Source organism: Pseudomonas sp. UFMG81, from assembly GCF_015354575.1.
Classification (GTDB): domain Bacteria; phylum Pseudomonadota; class Gammaproteobacteria; order Pseudomonadales; family Pseudomonadaceae; genus Aquipseudomonas.
Map to the genome: position 1 here is coordinate 68,481 of NZ_JACAFQ010000020.1, position 15,735 is coordinate 84,215.

General features: G+C 62.9%; 17 protein-coding genes. 8 read left to right on the forward strand and 9 right to left on the reverse strand.

Going from position 1 to position 15,735, the window contains the following annotated elements; translation table 11 throughout:
* Positions 1-74: 74 nt before the first annotated feature.
* The 3 genes from prpC to IX761_RS16520 form a co-directional block, all read right to left on the reverse strand.
* Positions 75-1,202, reverse strand: a complete 1,128-nt coding sequence (prpC, locus tag IX761_RS16510) for a 2-methylcitrate synthase (protein ID WP_194790635.1) — start codon at positions 1,200-1,202, stop codon at positions 75-77.
* Between the two features lie 112 nt (positions 1,203-1,314).
* Positions 1,315-2,205, reverse strand: coding sequence for a methylisocitrate lyase (gene prpB / locus IX761_RS16515; RefSeq protein ID WP_194790636.1), 891 nt, complete (start codon positions 2,203-2,205; stop codon positions 1,315-1,317).
* Positions 2,202-2,918 carry a GntR family transcriptional regulator gene (locus IX761_RS16520; RefSeq protein ID WP_194790637.1) on the reverse strand — a complete coding sequence of 239 codons (717 nt, stop codon included), beginning with the start codon at positions 2,916-2,918 and terminating at the stop codon, positions 2,202-2,204. The genes prpB and IX761_RS16520 overlap by 4 nt, the downstream gene beginning before the upstream one ends.
* A 287-nt stretch (positions 2,919-3,205) precedes the next feature.
* Between IX761_RS16520 and IX761_RS16525 the strand changes: the two genes are divergently transcribed.
* The 5 genes from IX761_RS16525 (at position 3,206) to IX761_RS16545 (ending at position 8,685) form a co-directional block, all read left to right on the forward strand.
* The gene (locus tag IX761_RS16525) at positions 3,206-3,742 is read left to right on the forward strand and encodes an ATP-dependent zinc protease (protein WP_194790638.1); all 537 of its coding nucleotides are present in this window, start codon (positions 3,206-3,208) and stop codon (positions 3,740-3,742) included.
* Positions 3,743-3,747: 5 nt separating this feature from the next.
* Entirely contained in the window at positions 3,748-5,283 is a 1,536-nt protein-coding gene (locus tag IX761_RS16530; protein ID WP_194790639.1) for an inactive transglutaminase family protein, read from the forward strand.
* A complete protein-coding gene (locus IX761_RS16535; RefSeq protein ID WP_194790640.1) occupies positions 5,283-6,263 on the forward strand; it encodes an alpha-L-glutamate ligase-like protein in 981 nt (326 codons plus the stop codon). Before IX761_RS16530 ends, IX761_RS16535 begins: the two co-directional genes overlap by 1 nt.
* 184 nt (positions 6,264-6,447) lie before the next feature.
* Positions 6,448-7,791, forward strand: a complete 1,344-nt coding sequence (pabB, locus tag IX761_RS16540) for an aminodeoxychorismate synthase component I (protein WP_194790641.1) — start codon at positions 6,448-6,450, stop codon at positions 7,789-7,791.
* Between the two features lie 159 nt (positions 7,792-7,950).
* Complete coding sequence (locus IX761_RS16545; protein WP_194790642.1) at positions 7,951-8,685, forward strand: phosphoadenylyl-sulfate reductase; 735 nt, start codon at positions 7,951-7,953, stop codon at positions 8,683-8,685.
* A gap of 38 nt (positions 8,686-8,723) precedes the next feature.
* Here IX761_RS16545 and cysB read toward each other — a convergent pair whose 3' ends face one another.
* The 3 genes from cysB to IX761_RS16560 form a co-directional block, all read right to left on the reverse strand.
* Entirely contained in the window at positions 8,724-9,698 is a 975-nt protein-coding gene (cysB, locus tag IX761_RS16550) for an HTH-type transcriptional regulator CysB (protein WP_011533140.1), read from the reverse strand.
* Positions 9,699-9,818: 120 nt separating this feature from the next.
* Positions 9,819-10,322: a universal stress protein gene (locus IX761_RS16555; protein WP_194790643.1), complete on the reverse strand. Its 504-nt coding sequence runs from the start codon at positions 10,320-10,322 to the stop codon at positions 9,819-9,821.
* A gap of 95 nt (positions 10,323-10,417) precedes the next feature.
* Positions 10,418-11,365, reverse strand: a complete 948-nt coding sequence (locus IX761_RS16560) for a putative 2-dehydropantoate 2-reductase (RefSeq protein ID WP_194790644.1) — start codon at positions 11,363-11,365, stop codon at positions 10,418-10,420.
* A gap of 115 nt (positions 11,366-11,480) precedes the next feature.
* On the opposite strand from IX761_RS16560, the gene IX761_RS16565 reads away from it, so the two are divergent.
* Both IX761_RS16565 and IX761_RS16570 read left to right on the forward strand, forming a co-directional pair.
* Positions 11,481-11,912, forward strand: coding sequence for a PilZ domain-containing protein (locus tag IX761_RS16565; protein WP_194790645.1), 432 nt, complete (start codon positions 11,481-11,483; stop codon positions 11,910-11,912).
* 161 nt (positions 11,913-12,073) lie between these two features.
* The gene (locus IX761_RS16570; RefSeq protein ID WP_194790646.1) at positions 12,074-13,150 is read left to right on the forward strand and encodes a 3-deoxy-7-phosphoheptulonate synthase; all 1,077 of its coding nucleotides are present in this window, start codon (positions 12,074-12,076) and stop codon (positions 13,148-13,150) included.
* A gap of 57 nt (positions 13,151-13,207) precedes the next feature.
* On the opposite strand, the gene IX761_RS16575 is transcribed toward IX761_RS16570, so the two are convergent.
* On the reverse strand, positions 13,208-13,486 hold the full coding sequence (locus tag IX761_RS16575) for a GNAT family N-acetyltransferase (RefSeq protein WP_194790647.1): 279 nt from the start codon (positions 13,484-13,486) through the stop codon (positions 13,208-13,210).
* Positions 13,487-13,985: 499 nt separating this feature from the next.
* On the opposite strand from IX761_RS16575, the gene IX761_RS16580 reads away from it, so the two are divergent.
* A complete protein-coding gene (locus IX761_RS16580) occupies positions 13,986-14,237 on the forward strand; it encodes an Lpp/OprI family alanine-zipper lipoprotein (protein ID WP_003250288.1) in 252 nt (83 codons plus the stop codon).
* 127 nt (positions 14,238-14,364) lie between these two features.
* Here the strand turns inward: IX761_RS16580 and IX761_RS16585 are convergent, their stop codons facing one another.
* Both IX761_RS16585 and IX761_RS16590 read right to left on the reverse strand, forming a co-directional pair.
* Positions 14,365-15,342 (reverse strand): L,D-transpeptidase family protein, encoded by a 978-nt coding sequence (locus tag IX761_RS16585; protein ID WP_194790648.1) that lies wholly within the window; start codon positions 15,340-15,342, stop codon positions 14,365-14,367.
* A 106-nt stretch (positions 15,343-15,448) separates the two neighbouring features.
* Positions 15,449-15,730: a hypothetical protein gene (locus IX761_RS16590; protein ID WP_194790653.1), complete on the reverse strand. Its 282-nt coding sequence runs from the start codon at positions 15,728-15,730 to the stop codon at positions 15,449-15,451.
* Between the last annotated feature and the right edge of the window lie 5 nt (positions 15,731-15,735).

A 15,735-nucleotide genomic window follows, 5' to 3' on the forward strand; every position in this document is an offset into this window, starting at 1 on the left:
CGTCGGTGAACGCGACACCGCATTCGCGGGCAAGCCCGCTCCCACAGGGGGCGGGTTGCCTCTCTATTTCTTGTTCAGCGCTGCTCGATTGGCACGAACTGGCGCTGCTCGACGCCTGTGTATTCGGCGCTTGGGCGGATGATGCGGTTGTTGGCGCGCTGCTCGAACACGTGCGCGGCCCAGCCGGTCAGGCGCGAGCAGACGAAGATCGGGGTGAACAGCTTGGTCGGGATGCCCATGAAGTGGTACGCCGAGGCATGGTAGAAGTCGGCGTTGGGGAACAGGCGCTTCTGCTCCCACATGGTCTTGTCGATGGCTTCGGAAACCGGGTACAGCACGGTGTCGCCCACCTCGTCGGCCAGCTGTTTCGACCAGCCCTTGATCACCTCGTTGCGCGGGTCGGACTCTTTGTAGATGGCGTGGCCGAAGCCCATGATCTTGTCTTTGCGCTCGAGCATGCGCAGCAGCTCGGCGGTCGCTTCCTGCGGGCTCTGGAAGCGCTCGATCAGCTCCATCGCCGCCTCGTTGGCGCCACCGTGCAGCGGGCCGCGCAGCGAGCCGATGGCGGCGGTGATGCACGAGTACAGGTCGGACAGGGTCGAGGCACAGACGCGGGCGGTGAAGGTCGAGGCGTTGAATTCGTGCTCGGCGTACAGGATCAGCGAGACGTTCATCACCTTGACGTGCAGTTCGCTCGGTTTCTTGCCGTGCAGCAGGTGCAGGAAGTGGCCGCCAATGGTGTCTTCGTCGCTGCTGCAGTCGATGCGCACACCGTGGTGGGTGAAGCGGTACCAGTAGCACATCACCGCCGGGAACAGCGCCAGCAGGCGGTCGGTCTTGTCGTGCTGGGCGTCGAAGGTCAGTTCCGGTTCCAGGGTGCCGAGGACCGAGCAGCCGGTGCGCATCACATCCATCGGGTGGGCGTCACGCGGAATGCGCTCGAGCACTTCCTTCAACGCTTGCGGCAGGTCGCGCAGGCCCTTGAGCTTGCGCTTGTAGTCGGCAAGCTCGGCCTTGCTCGGCAGCTCGCCGTACAGCAGCAGGTAGGCGACTTCCTCGAACTCGGCACCGGCGGCCAGGTCGCGCACGTCATAGCCGCGGTAGGTCAGGCCGGCACCGGCCTGGCCGACGGTGGAAAGTGCGGTCTGCCCGGCCACCTGGCCACGCAGGCCAGCGCCACTGAGTACTTTTGCTTCGGCCATGGTGTTGCTCCTTTCTTGAATTTGTTATCGAAGTCTTTCTGGCTATTCATGGGTGGCTGTACCGGCGCTTCGCGGGGCAAGCCCGCTCCTACAGGTACAGCGCCAGGCCTTTCTATCCTTTCTTCTGCGCGAACAGCGCATCGAGGCTTTGCTCGAAGGCGTGGTAACCGATGGCATCGTAGAGCTCCATGCGGGTCTGCATGGTGTCGATCACGTTCTTCTGGGTGCCGTCGCGGCGCAGCGCGGTGTAGACGTTCTCGGCGGCCTTGTTCATGGCGCGGAACGCCGACAGCGGGTACAGCACCAGCGACACGTCGACCGAGGCCAGCTCTTCAGTGGTGTACAGCGGCGTGGCGCCGAATTCGGTGATGTTGGCCAGGATCGGGGCTTTGACCCGGTCGGCGAAGGTCTTGTACATCGAAAGCTCGGTGATGGCTTCCGGGAAAATCATGTCGGCGCCGGCTTCTATACAGGCGGCGGCACGGTCCAACGCGGCGTTCAGGCCTTCCACCGCCAGGGCGTCGGTGCGCGCCATGATCACGAAGCTGTCGTCGGTGCGGGCATCCACCGCCGCCTTGATGCGGTCGACCATCTCCTGCTGCGTGACGATTTCCTTGTTCGGGCGGTGGCCGCAGCGCTTGGCACCGACCTGGTCCTCGATGTGGATGGCGGCGGCGCCGAACTTGCTCATCGACTTGACGGTGCGCGCCACGTTGAACGCCGAGGCACCAAAACCGGTGTCGACATCCACCAGCAGCGGCAGGTCGCACACGTCGGTGATGCGGCGCACGTCGGTGAGCACGTCGTCCAGGTTGCTGATCCCCAGGTCTGGCAGGCCCAGGGAACCGGCGGCGACACCGCCACCGGACAGGTAGATGGCCTTGAAACCGGCGCGCTTGGCCAGCAGGGCGTGGTTGGCGTTGATGGCCCCGACCACCTGCAGCGGATGTTCGGCGGCAACCGCGTCACGGAAACGCTGGCCGGGCGTGCTCTTCACTGTCATGACTCACCTCGTGGGCTATTGTTGTCGGCGCCTTGGTAGTGACGCTCGATATTGCGTTTGGACGCGCCGATGTGGCGGCGCATCAGGAGTTCTGCGAGCTCGCCGTCGCGGGCTTCGATGGCATCGAGGATGCGGTGGTGCTCGGCGAAGGCCTGGCGCGGCCGGTTGGGCGTGGTGGAGAACTGGATGCGGTACATGCGCACCAGCTGGTACAGCTCGCCGCAGAGCATCTTGTAGAGAGTCTGGTTGCCGCTGCCCTGGATGATCCGGTAGTGGAAGTCATAGTCGCCTTCCTGCTGGTAGTAGCCCTGCCCGGCCTGGAACGCGGCATCGCGCTCATGGGTGTCGAGCACATGGCGCAGCTCGTCGATGGCGGCCTGGCTCATGCGTTCGGCGGCCAGGCGGCAGGCCATGCCCTCCAGCGATTCGCGGATTTCGTACAGCTCGATCAGTTCGGCGTGACTCAGCGACACCACCCGGGCGCCGACATGGGGCACGCGCACCAGCAGGCGCTGGCCTTCGAGGCGGTGGATCGCCTCGCGCAGCGGGCCGCGGCTGATACCGTAGGTGCGCGCCAGCTCCGGCTCGGAGATCTTGCTGCCGGGGGCGATCTCGCCCTTGACGATGGCCGCCTGGATGCGCCGGAAGACGTTTTCCGAGAGCGTCTCGGTCTCATCCTGCAGCATTGGAGTGACTGAAGCTGTGCCCAGCATGATTGTCGACACCTTCAAATTCAATGTCGGCAAAACTAGCCAAATAGAGGAGCGGAGTCAAAGACAAAAAGAATATTGTCGACAATCGTCTAATAACGAACTTACCTTGCCGTCATGCGGTCTGATCGCGGGCGCGCTGGCGTCAACACATCGGCGTGATAGAATGCCGCGCTCCGTTAGCGAGCATGGATCGTCTGCCTGTCATCAGTTCATGCTGTCGACAGATCATCGAAGGACGCTTGGCCAGTCGCCTTGCCCTGAACCCCGCACAGCACCGCGCCAGGATTATGAGACTCATACCCGCATCACTGCTGCTCTGCCTGACTCTGCTACCGGCCCTGGCGCCGGCCGCGGAAAGAACCGTCTATGGCCTGAACGAGTACGCTCGCCTGGGCGGCCTGGACCTGGAAGTGGCGGCCAAGCTCGACACCGGCGCCAAGACCGCCTCGCTCAGCGCCCGCGACATCAAGCGCTTCAAGCGCGACGGCGAAAGCTGGGTACGCTTCTACCTGGCCATCGACGCCGCCCACCAACACCCCATCGAACGCCCCCTGGCCCGTGTCAGCAAGATCAAGCGCCGCGCCGGGGACTATGACGCCGAATCCGGCAAGGCCTACACTGCCCGACCGGTCATCGAACTCGCGATCTGCATGGGCCAGACGCAACGCACCATCGAGGTCAACCTCACCGACCGCAGCGCCTTCCAGTTCCCGCTGCTGATAGGTTCCGAGGCCCTCAAGCACTTCGGTGCGCTGGTCGACCCAAGCCTTAAATACGCGGCCGGCAAACCTGCCTGTGCCACCGAAGCTACCAAAGCAGAGTAACCCCGATGCGCTCTCTTACCCTCCACCTGAAAGTCTTGATCACCGTCCTGGTGCTGCTGGGCGTGGCGATCACGGCCTATCAGATCTTCGCCCTGGGCATCCCGGTGACCGAGGATGAAACCGACGACCTGTGGAACATCGACGCCAAGGTCGAGTTCGTCGCCAGTTCCAAGGACCCGGTCAAGGTGCAGATGTTCGTGCCACCGCTGAACCGCGACTACGTCAGCCTCAACGAGAGCTTCATCTCCAACAACTATGGGGTGAGCGTCAACCGCGCCGACGGCAACCGCAAGGTCACCTGGTCGGCACGCCGCGCCAATGGCAACCAGACCCTGTACTACCGCCTGGTGCTGACCAAGCGCTACAGCAACGAAAAGACCAAGATCAAGGGCCCGACCTTCCGCGACAGCATGGCCATCGAAGGCCCCGAGAAGCTGGCCGCCGAAGCGCTGATGGCGCCGATCCGCCAGCACTCCGCCGATGTCGAGACCTTCGTCGGCGAGACCATCAAGCGGGTCAACAACCTCAACGACGACAACGTCAAGCTGCTGCTGGCCGGCGACACCTCGTCGCTGAAGAAGGCCCAGGTCATCGACCTGCTGCTGTCGATCGCCCACGTGCCACTGGAGAAGGTGCACACCATCCGCCTGGTGGCCGACACCCCGCAGACCCCTGAACTGTGGCTGCGCAGCTTCAACGGCAACGACTGGCTGTACTTCAACCCGGACACCGGCGAACAGGGCCTGCCCGCCGACCGCCTGCTGTGGTGGACCGGCGATGAGAACCTGATCACCGTCGATGGCGGCAAGAAGGCCAACGTCACCTTCAGCATGAACAACAGCGAAATGAACGCCATCCGCCTGGCCAAGCTGACCGACGAGAACACCGACGCCGACTTCCTCGAGTACTCGCTGTACGGCCTGCCGCTGCAAACGCAACAGACCTTCATGATCATGGTGATGATCCCGATCGGCGTGCTGGTCATTCTTGTGCTGCGCAACCTGATCGGCATCCAGACCCTGGGTACCTTCACCCCGGTGCTGATCGCCCTGGCCTTCCGCGAGACGCAACTGGGCTTCGGCATCATGCTGTTCACGGTAATCACCGCGCTGGGCCTGTCGCTGCGCTCGTATCTGGAACACCTCAAGCTGCAGATGCTGCCGCGCCTGTCGGTGGTATTGACCTTCGTGGTGGTGCTGATCGCCGCCATCAGCCTGTTCAGCCACAAGCTGGGCCTGGAGCGCGGGCTGTCGGTGGCGCTGTTCCCGATGGTCATCCTCACCATGACCATCGAACGCCTGTCGATCACCTGGGAAGAGCGTGGCGGTGGCCATGCCATGAAAGTGGCGATCGGCACCCTGTTCGCCGCCTCCATCGCGCACCTGCTGATGACCGTGCCGGAAGCGGTGTACTTCGTCTTCACCTTCCCGGCGGTACTGCTGGTCCTGGTGGGCTTCATGCTGGCGATGGGTCGCTACCGCGGCTACCGCCTGACCGAGCTGGTGCGCTTCAAGGCATTCCTGAAGAAGGCTGACGCCTGATGTTTGGCCTGATCAAGACCTGGAAAGCCCTGGAGGCCCGGGGCATCATGGGTATCAACCGGCGCAACGCGGACTACGTGTTGAAGTACAACAAACGCCACTTGTACCCGATCGTCGACGACAAGATCATCACCAAGGAACGCGCGCTGGCGGCCGGCATCCATGTGCCGGAGATGTACGGCATCATCGAGACCGAGAAGCAGATCGAGAAGCTCGACCAGATCATCGGCGAGCGCAACGATTTCGTCATCAAGCCTGCACAAGGGGCAGGCGGTGACGGCATCCTGGTCATCGCCGACCGCTTCGAGGACCGCTACCGCACCGTGTCGGGCAAGATCATCAGCCACGAGGAGATCGAGCACCAGATCTCCAGCATCCTCACCGGGCTGTACTCGCTCGGCGGACACCGTGACCGCGCGCTGATCGAGTACCGGGTCACCCCGGACCAGATCTTCAAGAGCATCAGCTACGAAGGCGTGCCGGACATCCGCATCATCGTGCTGATGGGCTACCCGGTGATGGCCATGCTGCGCCTGCCGACCCGGCAGTCCGGCGGCAAGGCCAACCTGCACCAGGGCGCCATCGGCGTGGGCGTTGACCTGGCCACCGGCCTCACGCTGCGCGGCACCTGGTTGAACAAGATCATCAGCAAGCACCCGGACACCACCAACGCGGTGGACGGCGTGCAGCTGCCCAACTGGGACGGCTTCATGAAACTCGCCGCCAGCTGCTACGAACTGTGCGGCCTGGGCTATATCGGCGTGGACATGGTGCTGGACCAGGACAAGGGGCCACTGATCCTCGAGCTCAATGCCCGCCCTGGCCTGAACATCCAGATCGCCAACGACTGCGGCCTCACCCAACGCACCCATGCCATCGAGGCGCACCTGGAGGCGTTGGCCAAAGAAGGCCGCAGCGAAGATGCCGATCAACGGGTAAAAGTGGCACAAGGCCTGTTCGGGCACGTGCATCCGCAGTAACCCGTGGGAGCGGGCTTGCCCCGCGATAGCGTAGCCAGGCCAGGCCCCAATCGCGGGGCAAGCCCGCTCCCTCGAGGCAATCAAACGACTCGTCACAACATGTGAATGTCGCCGCCAGCGCTAGGCGCATTTCCTACACAGGTCTACAATCGCCCTCCTCGCTTTTTCATCGCCGTCCATTCTGATGCCGACCTGTACGCTCCACCCCCTGCCCTACCAGCCCGACCCCGCCTTCTACTTCGCACGCCTGCGCAGCGCGCCCGGCGCGATCCTGCTCGACAGTGCCCGCCCCGTGGCCGAGCGTGGCCGCTTCGACCTGCTCAGCGCCTGGCCCCTGGCGCAGTTGCAGGCGCAACCCGCGGAAGACGGCCAAACCTACCTGCAACGCCTGCGCCAGGCGTTGGCCGAACTGGGCACTGCGCAATTGCCTGCTGGTGTGGAACTGCCGTTTGCCGGCGGCCTGATCGGCTACCTGAGCTACGACTTCGGTCGTCGCCTGGAGCAACTGCCCTCGCTGGCCATGGATGACCTCGGGCTACCCGACGCCCGCCTTGGCCTGTACGCCTGGGCACTGGTGTCGGACCATCAGTTGCGCACCAGCCAGCTGGTGCTCCACCCAGTGCTGGGCGAAGCCGAGCGGCAACGCCTGGTCCAACTGTTCGAAAACCCAGGGCAAGCTGCGCCGGGCGACTTTCGGCTGTTGGCACCAATGGCTGGCGACCTGTCCCCAGACCAGTACCAGGCAGCGTTCGACCAGGTCCAGCGCTACATCCAGGCCGGCGACTGCTACCAGATCAACCTCACCCAGCGCTTCCGCGCCCCCTGCCAGGGCGACCCTTGGCGCGCCTACCAGGCCCTGCGCGCGGCCTGCCCGACGCCGTTTTCCGGCTACCAGCAACTGGATGCCGGCACAGCGCTGCTGAGTTTCTCCCCGGAGCGCTTCATCCGCATCAGCCAGGGCGAGGTGGAAACGCGCCCGATCAAGGGTACCCGCCCGCGCTCCCCTGATCCCGTGGAAGACGCCCGCAACGCCACCGAGCTGCTGGCCAGCCCCAAGGACCGCTCGGAAAACCTGATGATCGTCGACTTGCTGCGCAACGATATCGGCCGCACGTGCGAGATCGGCTCGGTGAAGGTGCCGGAGCTGTTCAGCCTGGAGAGCTATCCCAACGTCCACCACCTGGTCAGCAGCGTCACCGGTCGCCTGGCCGTAGACCGGGATGCCCTGGACCTGATCGGCGGCAGCTTCCCTGGCGGCTCGATCACCGGCGCACCGAAGATCCGCGCCATGCAGATCATCGACGAACTGGAACCCGCGCGCCGGGCGCTTTACTGCGGCTCGCTGCTGTACATCGACGTGCGCGGCGAGATGGACAGCTCCATCGCCATTCGCAGCCTGCTGGTCAAGGATGGCCAGGTCAGTTGCTGGGGCGGTGGCGCGGTGGTGGCCGATTCGAATTGGCAAGCCGAGTACGAGGAATCGATCGCCAAGGTGCGGGTGTTGATGGAGACCCTGCAGGGCCTTTGAGCCATCGCGGAGCAAGCCCGCTCCCACAAGGCTCATGCAAGGCATGCGTGGGAGCGGGCTTGCCCCGCGATGGCGGCGCGACAGGTCTACCCCGCCATTTTTTGTTACCATCTGCGCATTACGAGCGCACAGCGCCAATCACCCGATGGAAACCGCCTGATGAGCCAACCCTTCGACGTCGCCGCCCTGGCCGCGACCTATGCCAGCAAGTCCCCGCAGGAGATCCTCAAGCTCGCCTTCGAACACTTCGGCGATGATTTGTGGATCTCCTTCAGCGGTGCCGAGGACGTGGTGCTGGTGGACATGGCCTGGAAGCTGAACAAGCAGGTCAAGGTGTTCAGCCTCGACACCGGGCGCCTGCACCCGGAAACCTACCGCTTCATCGACCAGGTGCGCGAACAGTACAACCTGCCGATCGAAATCCTCAGCCCGGACCGTGACAAACTCGATCCGTTCGTCAAAGAGAAAGGGCTGTTCAGCTTCTACAAGGACGGGCACGGCGAGTGCTGCGGCATCCGCAAGATCGAGCCACTGCGCCGCAAACTCTCCACTGTCAGTGCCTGGGCCACCGGCCAGCGCCGCGACCAGAGCCCAGGCACCCGCAGCCAGGTGGCGGCGCTGGAGATCGACAGCGCCTTCTCCACGCCTGAGCGCACCCTGTACAAGTTCAACCCGCTGGCGCAGATGACCAGCGAGGAAGTCTGGGGCTACATCCGCATGCTCGAGCTGCCGTACAACAGCCTGCATGAGCGTGGGTTCATCAGCATCGGCTGCGAGCCCTGCACCCGCCCGGTATTGCCGAACCAGCACGAGCGCGAGGGGCGCTGGTGGTGGGAAGAGTCGACGCAGAAAGAGTGCGGGCTGCACGCCGGCAACCTCATCAGCAAGGCATAAGCGCATAGGGGCCGCAAAGCGGCCCCATGCTATCCGGATCAGTGCACCGGCAGCTCGACGCCCTCGAACAGCTCTTCGAGCTCCTGCTTGTTGTGGCACTGGATGGCCTTGGCCATCACTTCGCGGGTCAGGTGCGGGGCGAACTTCTCGATGAAGTCGCACATGAAGCCACGCAGGAAAGTGCCGCGGCGGAAGCCGATCTTGGTGATGCTGGCTTCGAACAGTTCGCTGGCATCCAGGCACACCAGGTCGCTGTCGAGCTTGGGGTCGACCGCCATCTTGGCCACGATGCCCACGCCGAGGCCCAGGCGCACATAGGTCTTGATCACGTCGGCGTCGGCAGCGGTGAACACCACCTTCGGCGTCAGGCCACGGTGGTTGAACGCCTCGTCCAGCTTGGAGCGGCCGGTGAAGCCAAACACATAAGTGACGATCGGGTATTCGGCCACCGCCTCGAGGGTCAGTTTCGGCAGCTTGGTCAGCGGGTGCCCTTGTGGGACCACCACGCAACGGTTCCACTTGTAGCACGGCATCATGATCAGGTCGCCGAACAGTTCCAGCGCTTCAGTGGCGATGGCGAAATCGACGGTGCCGTCGGCGGCCATCTCGGCGATCTGCATCGGCGAGCCCTGATGCATGTGCAGGGCGACTTCCGGGTACTGCTTGATGAAGTTGCTGATCACCGGCGGCAGCGCATAGCGCGCCTGGGTGTGGGTGGTGGCGATGGACAGGGTGCCTTTCTTCTCGTTGGAGAACTCCTGGGCGATCTGCTTGATGCTCTCGACCTTGCGCAGGATTTCGCCAGCGGTGTTGATGATGCGCTCGCCCGCTGGCGTGACGCGGGTGAGGTGCTTGCCGCTGCGGGCGAATACCTCGACGCCCAGCTCGTCCTCGAGCAGGCGGATCTGCTTGCTGATCCCGGGTTGGGAGGTGTAGAGGCTTTGCGCCGTCGCGGAAACGTTGAGGTCATGGTGCGCCACTTCCCAGATGTAGCGCAGTTGCTGAAGCTTCATAGATATCCCTCAAAGACGGTAGGCCACCGGCGCGCTGGCAGCGACGAGTTATAACTATATTAGTGGCTTGGGAAATAAATCTAGAACTATTTTGTTACGCCGCGGCGAAACGCCCTACCCTCAACTTCCGGTTTTCCTACGTCCCAGATGCTGGGCCAACGGCACCATGTAGACCGGCACCGGCGACAGCTGCAACAGCCGCACCGCTGTGCGACCGATGGGTACATCCACCCCTGCGCCCGCACTATGGCTACCGAAGATCAACAGGTCGACCGCCAGGCGCTGGGCCTGCTCGAGTATCACCTGGGCTGGGTCACCCTGGCGCACCCGCACGGCGCGGATCAAGGCCAGGTCGGCATCGCCCCCCAGCTCGTCACGAAAGTTCTCCAGGACCCGCTGTTCGATATTGGCCATCACCGTATTCACCCCCTCGCTGTGCAGCTCATCGAGGGTCTGCTCATCGAGGTAGCTCTGCAGCAGGGATTCGGCGAACTGCCCCATGGGCTCGACGGCGTGGATCACGTAAAGCTCTGCATTGAAAGTGCGCGCCAGGGCCAGGGCGTGCTGCATGACAAAAGGCGCGTACACCCCGAGGTCGGTGGCGTACAGCATGGAACGAATCATTCGGCCTCCTCGACTGCCGTTGCGGCAGAGCAAGGTTCAGCTTAGCAGCGCCATGGGGCGCCGCCTTGCCGTCCAGCGTGCGGCCTGCGTGGCATTCAGGGCTGCTGATTGCGCCGATCGATGAAGCACAGCGCCTGATGCAATGCCTCCATGCGCGGCAGCCGGCAACCGGCTGCCCGGGCGCGCGCCAGCGGTTCGGCGTATATGGCTTGCAGCTCGAGCGGCCGCTGCTGTGCATGGTCGTGATACATGCTCGGCCAGTAGTCCGGCATCTGTTCGGTAACCCGAAACAGGTGCTCGGCATAACCCTCCGGCAACCCATGCCCGCAGGCGCGCGCGCCCTCCACCACTTCAGCCATCAGCGCCTGGATCAGCTCGCGGCTGTCGGGGTCGGTCATCAACGGCGTGGTGCTGGCCTTCAGCAGCACCGACAGGCCGTTGTACGGCACGTTCCACACCAGCTTCTGCCAACGCGCCTGATTGAGGTCAGTCATGGCCTGGGAGTCGATACCGGCCGCATGGAACAGCCCGGCGCCTTCGGCCACCACCGCCGCTCCGGCGTCCTGCGCCGGCCCGCTGTGATAACCGAGGTTGACCGCGCCCAACGCCTGGTGACGGATCTCGCCCGGCCCCTGGCGATTGACGCAGATGAAGCACAGGCCGCCCAGCAGGTGCAGGTCCGGACGCAATGCCGGGCGCAGCTGCTCTTCCACACCCAGGCCATTCTGCAGCAGCACTACCTTGGCACCGGGTGACGCGGCCTGAACGATCAACGGCGCCAGCTCAGCGTTGCTGGTAGCTTTGGCGCCGACCAGCAACCAATCGCAGGGCGGCATGTCGGCAGCACTGGCATAGGCCTGGACCGATTGATGCATTTGTCCGTGCACGGCGCTGTCGAGCTTGAGCCCATGCTCACGGACCACGCTGTATTCGCTGCGCAACAGAAAATGCACATCGAAACCGGCACGCGCCAGCATCAACCCGTAGAAACCACCAATGGCACCGCTGCCGATGATGCCGATGCGTATGTTGCGTGCCTGCATGCGCTCACTCCTGCCTGGTTGTAGTTCGTCAGTTTTTCTACACGCAAATCAGCCGGTTTTCGATCCCTCACTATACTGGGCCGTAGAAGGTCAAATAATCGACACGGAGTCGATCATGTGCGGATACCTGCCCCACCCCGACGACATCCCGGTCGAACTCACCTTTCGCCCAACCTCCAGCCTGTTTCGCCGTCACCTGCACACCCAGGGCCTTGGCGGTATTGCCTGCATACAGCCGCGCGCCTATCGCCGTGGTACCGCAGTGGAAGTACTGATCCCATCACTGGGAGCCGATGCACGTTACCCCGGCTACATCGCCTGGTGCCAGCGCCTCGACCAGGGGTATCGGGTGGGCGTGGCCTTCACCGACAGTCAGGCCCTGTTCGGCGCACGCATGGGTGAGCAGGTCTGCCAGATTCAGCACTACTGCCAGCAACACGGCAAGACCGACGAGGCTGGCGACGATGTACAGCAGTTGGCCGAACAATGGGTAAGCCTGCATGCCGACGCCTTTTCCGAAGCCAGCCTGCGCTCAATCAGCACCTGAAATACCCTCCACCCCCGCAAAAAGCCTGTATCGACGGGCTCCAGCCCATTGTCGCGCCCCCGCTAACGCGTTAAGGTTCGGCCTCCCCGTTGCGAACAATCTGCTGCTGGGCCGCACGGGGATTGCTGGCGGCCGGCACCCGTGACCTGACGAGTAACACGATGGCTGATTTACCGATCGATGACTTGAACGTTGCCTCCAACGAGACCTTGATCACCCCTGATCAGCTCAAGAAGGAAATCCCCCTCAGCGCCACCGCCCTGCAGACCGTGACTGCCGGCCGCGAAGTGGTGCGCAATATCCTCGACGGCAAGGACCATCGCCTGTTCGTGGTGGTCGGGCCCTGCTCCATCCATGACATCAAGGCCGCCCACGAATACGCCGAGCGCCTGAAAGTATTGGCTGCGGAAGTGTCCGACACCCTGTACCTGGTCATGCGCGTGTACTTCGAGAAGCCGCGCACCACCGTGGGCTGGAAAGGCCTGATCAACGACCCTTACCTCGATGACTCGTTCAAGATCCAGGACGGTCTGCACATCGGCCGCCAGTTGCTGCTCGACCTTGCCGAGATGGGCCTGCCCACCGCCACCGAAGCGCTCGACCCGATCTCTCCGCAGTACCTGCAGGACCTGATCAGCTGGTCGGCCATCGGCGCCCGCACCACCGAGTCGCAAACCCACCGCGAGATGGCCTCGGGCCTGTCCTCGGCGGTCGGCTTCAAGAACGGCACCGACGGTGGCCTGACCGTGGCGATCAACGCCCTGCAGTCAGTGTCCAAGCCACACCGTTTCCTCGGCATCAACCAGGAAGGCGGCGTGTCGATCGTCACCACCAAGGGCAACGCTTACGGCCACGTGGTGTTGCGCGGCGGCAACGGCAAGCCCAACTACGACTCGGTCAGCGTCGCCCTGTGCGAGCAGGACCTGGCCAAGGCCAAGATCAAGGCCAACATCATGGTCGATTGCAGCCATGCCAACTCCAACAAGGACCCGGCCCTGCAGCCGCTGGTCATGGAGAACGTGGCCAACCAGATTCTCGAGGGTAACCAGTCGATCATCGGCCTGATGGTCGAAAGCCACCTGAACTGGGGCTGCCAGGCCATTCCGAAGAACCTGGACGAGCTGCAATACGGTGTTTCCGTGACCGATGCCTGCATCGACTGGGCGGCCACCGAGAAGACCCTGCGCAGCATGCACGCCAAACTCAAGGACGTGCTGCCACAGCGCCAGCGCGGCTGAGGCTTGCGCAAATGAAAACGCCGGGCTAAGCCCGGCGTTTTCATTTCAGCTATCCGTTCAGGCCTTGGAATGGCGCTGCTGGCGCTCCATGTAGCGTTCGACATAGGAGCACGATGGGATCACGGTGTAGCCCATCTGCTCAGCGTACTCCAGGGCCTTTTCGGTCAATGCGGCGGCGATGCCGCGCCCACGCAGGGCATTGGGCACGAAGGTACGGTAGATATCCAGCGTCTGCTTGCCCAGGTCCATGTAGGTCAGGTAGGCCCGGTGACCGTCCACATTGGTCTCGAACTGATGACCGGCCTGGTCATGGTGGATGGTCAGCATCTCGCTCATTTCTACTCCTAGCAGGTCTTGTCGGCAGACCCATACCTTACCGATGTGTGTTTGTCCGGCCCTGAGACCTCTGCGCCACTTCCAACCCCTTGGACCCTATCACGACCTTGATCGTTCTGAGCCACCGAGCACCTACAAATAGTAGGCGCCGCAAGCGGGAATGCTCAAGCGCCCGGGATGAAAATGCAAACGCGACGTTTATCTGCGCACGCGTTGACGCTGGCAGCCGGATGTTCCATGGGCTAAGACGCTCGAAGACAGTTGAAGTCACCGTTAGTTCAACGAAAAAGTTCCGGTCTTACAATCGCTTGCGTGTGCCGCACAGGATTTTCACACTTTACCTACAATCCCCGTCACCCCGCACCGCTGGCCGCATTTTTTTTGCAGTTCTTGCGCTCAATCAGTTTACTTACTACAAGTAATGGGTACTATGTACGCCGGCCAGTTTCTCTTTTCCGAGAGATGGCTATTTAATTGAAAGTCCTTGAAGGGGAACACGATGAACAACGTTCTGAAATTCTCTGCTCTGGCTCTGGCCGCAGTTCTGGCTACCGGTTGCAGCAGCGTATCCAAAGAAACCGAAGCTCGCCTGACTGCTACCGAAGACGCAGCAGCTCGCGCCCAGGCTCGTGCAGACGAAGCCTACCGCAAAGCTGACGACGCTATGGCAGCTGCTCAGAAGGCTCAGCAGACCGCTGACGAAGCCAACGAGCGCGCTCTGCGTATGCTGGACAAAGCCAGCCGCAAGTAATAATCCTCACGGATTGTTATGGAGCCGACCCACTTGTGGGTCGGCTTTTTTATTGCCTGTCGAGCAACAAGCCGCAGATACGAAAAGGCCTGCACTAAGGCAGGCCTTCAGACAAGTAGCAGAGACTTTACTGCAGCTCGGGCGGAATGCTCGAAACCACCGGCGCCGTGCCAAGGCCGTTGACGGGTACGGCAATCTCGACCGGCATGCCATCTTCGGCAGCAACCACATCACGCACCATGTCCCAGTTCATGCGCAAGTTGTTGGCCAAGTCTTCACGCTTGAGCAACGCATTGATGACCGCCGTGTGCTTGTCGACCACCGATGGGTTGCCATGGTCGTCGAGCGGCGTATGGGCCTCGAGATAGACCTTGCCACCACTGATACCGAACTTGTAAGGCTCGTTGATGATGCGCACCGGCGTACCGACCGGCACCATCTTCGACAGCTCCAGCACGTTGTTGTTGAGCATGCGGAAGCAGCCGTGGCTGGTGCGCATGCCAATGCCGAACTTCTTGTTCGAACCGTGGATCAGGTAGCCAGGCACGCCAAGCGTGAACTTGAACGGACCCAGCGGGTTGTCCGGCCCTGCGGGCACCACCGCCGGCAGGATATCGCCATCGGCAGCGTGCTCCTTGCGGATCGAGGCCGGCGGCGTCCAGGTCGGGTTCGGAGTCTTGGCGGTGATCTTGGTGTTGGCGATCGGTGACCCCCAGCCTTCGCGGCCGATCCCCAGCGGGAAGGTGTGCACCACGTTCTGCCCTTTCGGGAAGTAGTACAGACGGTACTCGGCGAGGTTGATGACGATACCTTCGCGCGGCCCTGGCGGCAGCACATAGCGCGTGGGCAGGATGATCTCGGTGCCCGCACCCGGCAGCCACGGGTCAACGCCCGGGTTGGCGGCGATCATTTCGAGATAGCCCAGGTCGTTGGCGGTACCAATGTCGGCGAAGGTGTCTTCGTATTTGGCCTTGATCACTTGAACCTGGCCGATGACATCTTCACCGGGCGGTGGCAACGGCAGTTCCAGCGCAACAGCAGGACCGGCCACCAGGACGGCGGCCAGGGAGAGGCTACGGGTGACGGCAGGAAAGCGCGGCAACATCCGGTAAATCCTTCGAAAGGTCAGTCAAGGGTGTCGATTGTACACCCGCAGTCGAACAAGCGGGAGGCGTTGGCGGGATGCATGCGTTTCAGATGATGAAAGGCGTTCAGAGTTCCGGCCATATCGGGCGCATGCCGCGCCGCTGGGCATCGAGGATAGCCTTGCACAAAGCGCAGAGGCGCTCGTCGCGATAGATCGAACGCTCCACCCCCGACCAACGCGGTTGCGCCGGCAGCAGGCCACCGCATAGCGTGCGGTCGACCGGCACACCCAGTTCGAGCTGGCGAGCTGCCAGGTGGATGCGGATTTCCTGGCAGGCAAACAGGTCGAGCTGCTCATCGGGCTCGATCAGTTGGTAGGCATACAGGGACCAGGCGGGGCGGGGCATCGGGG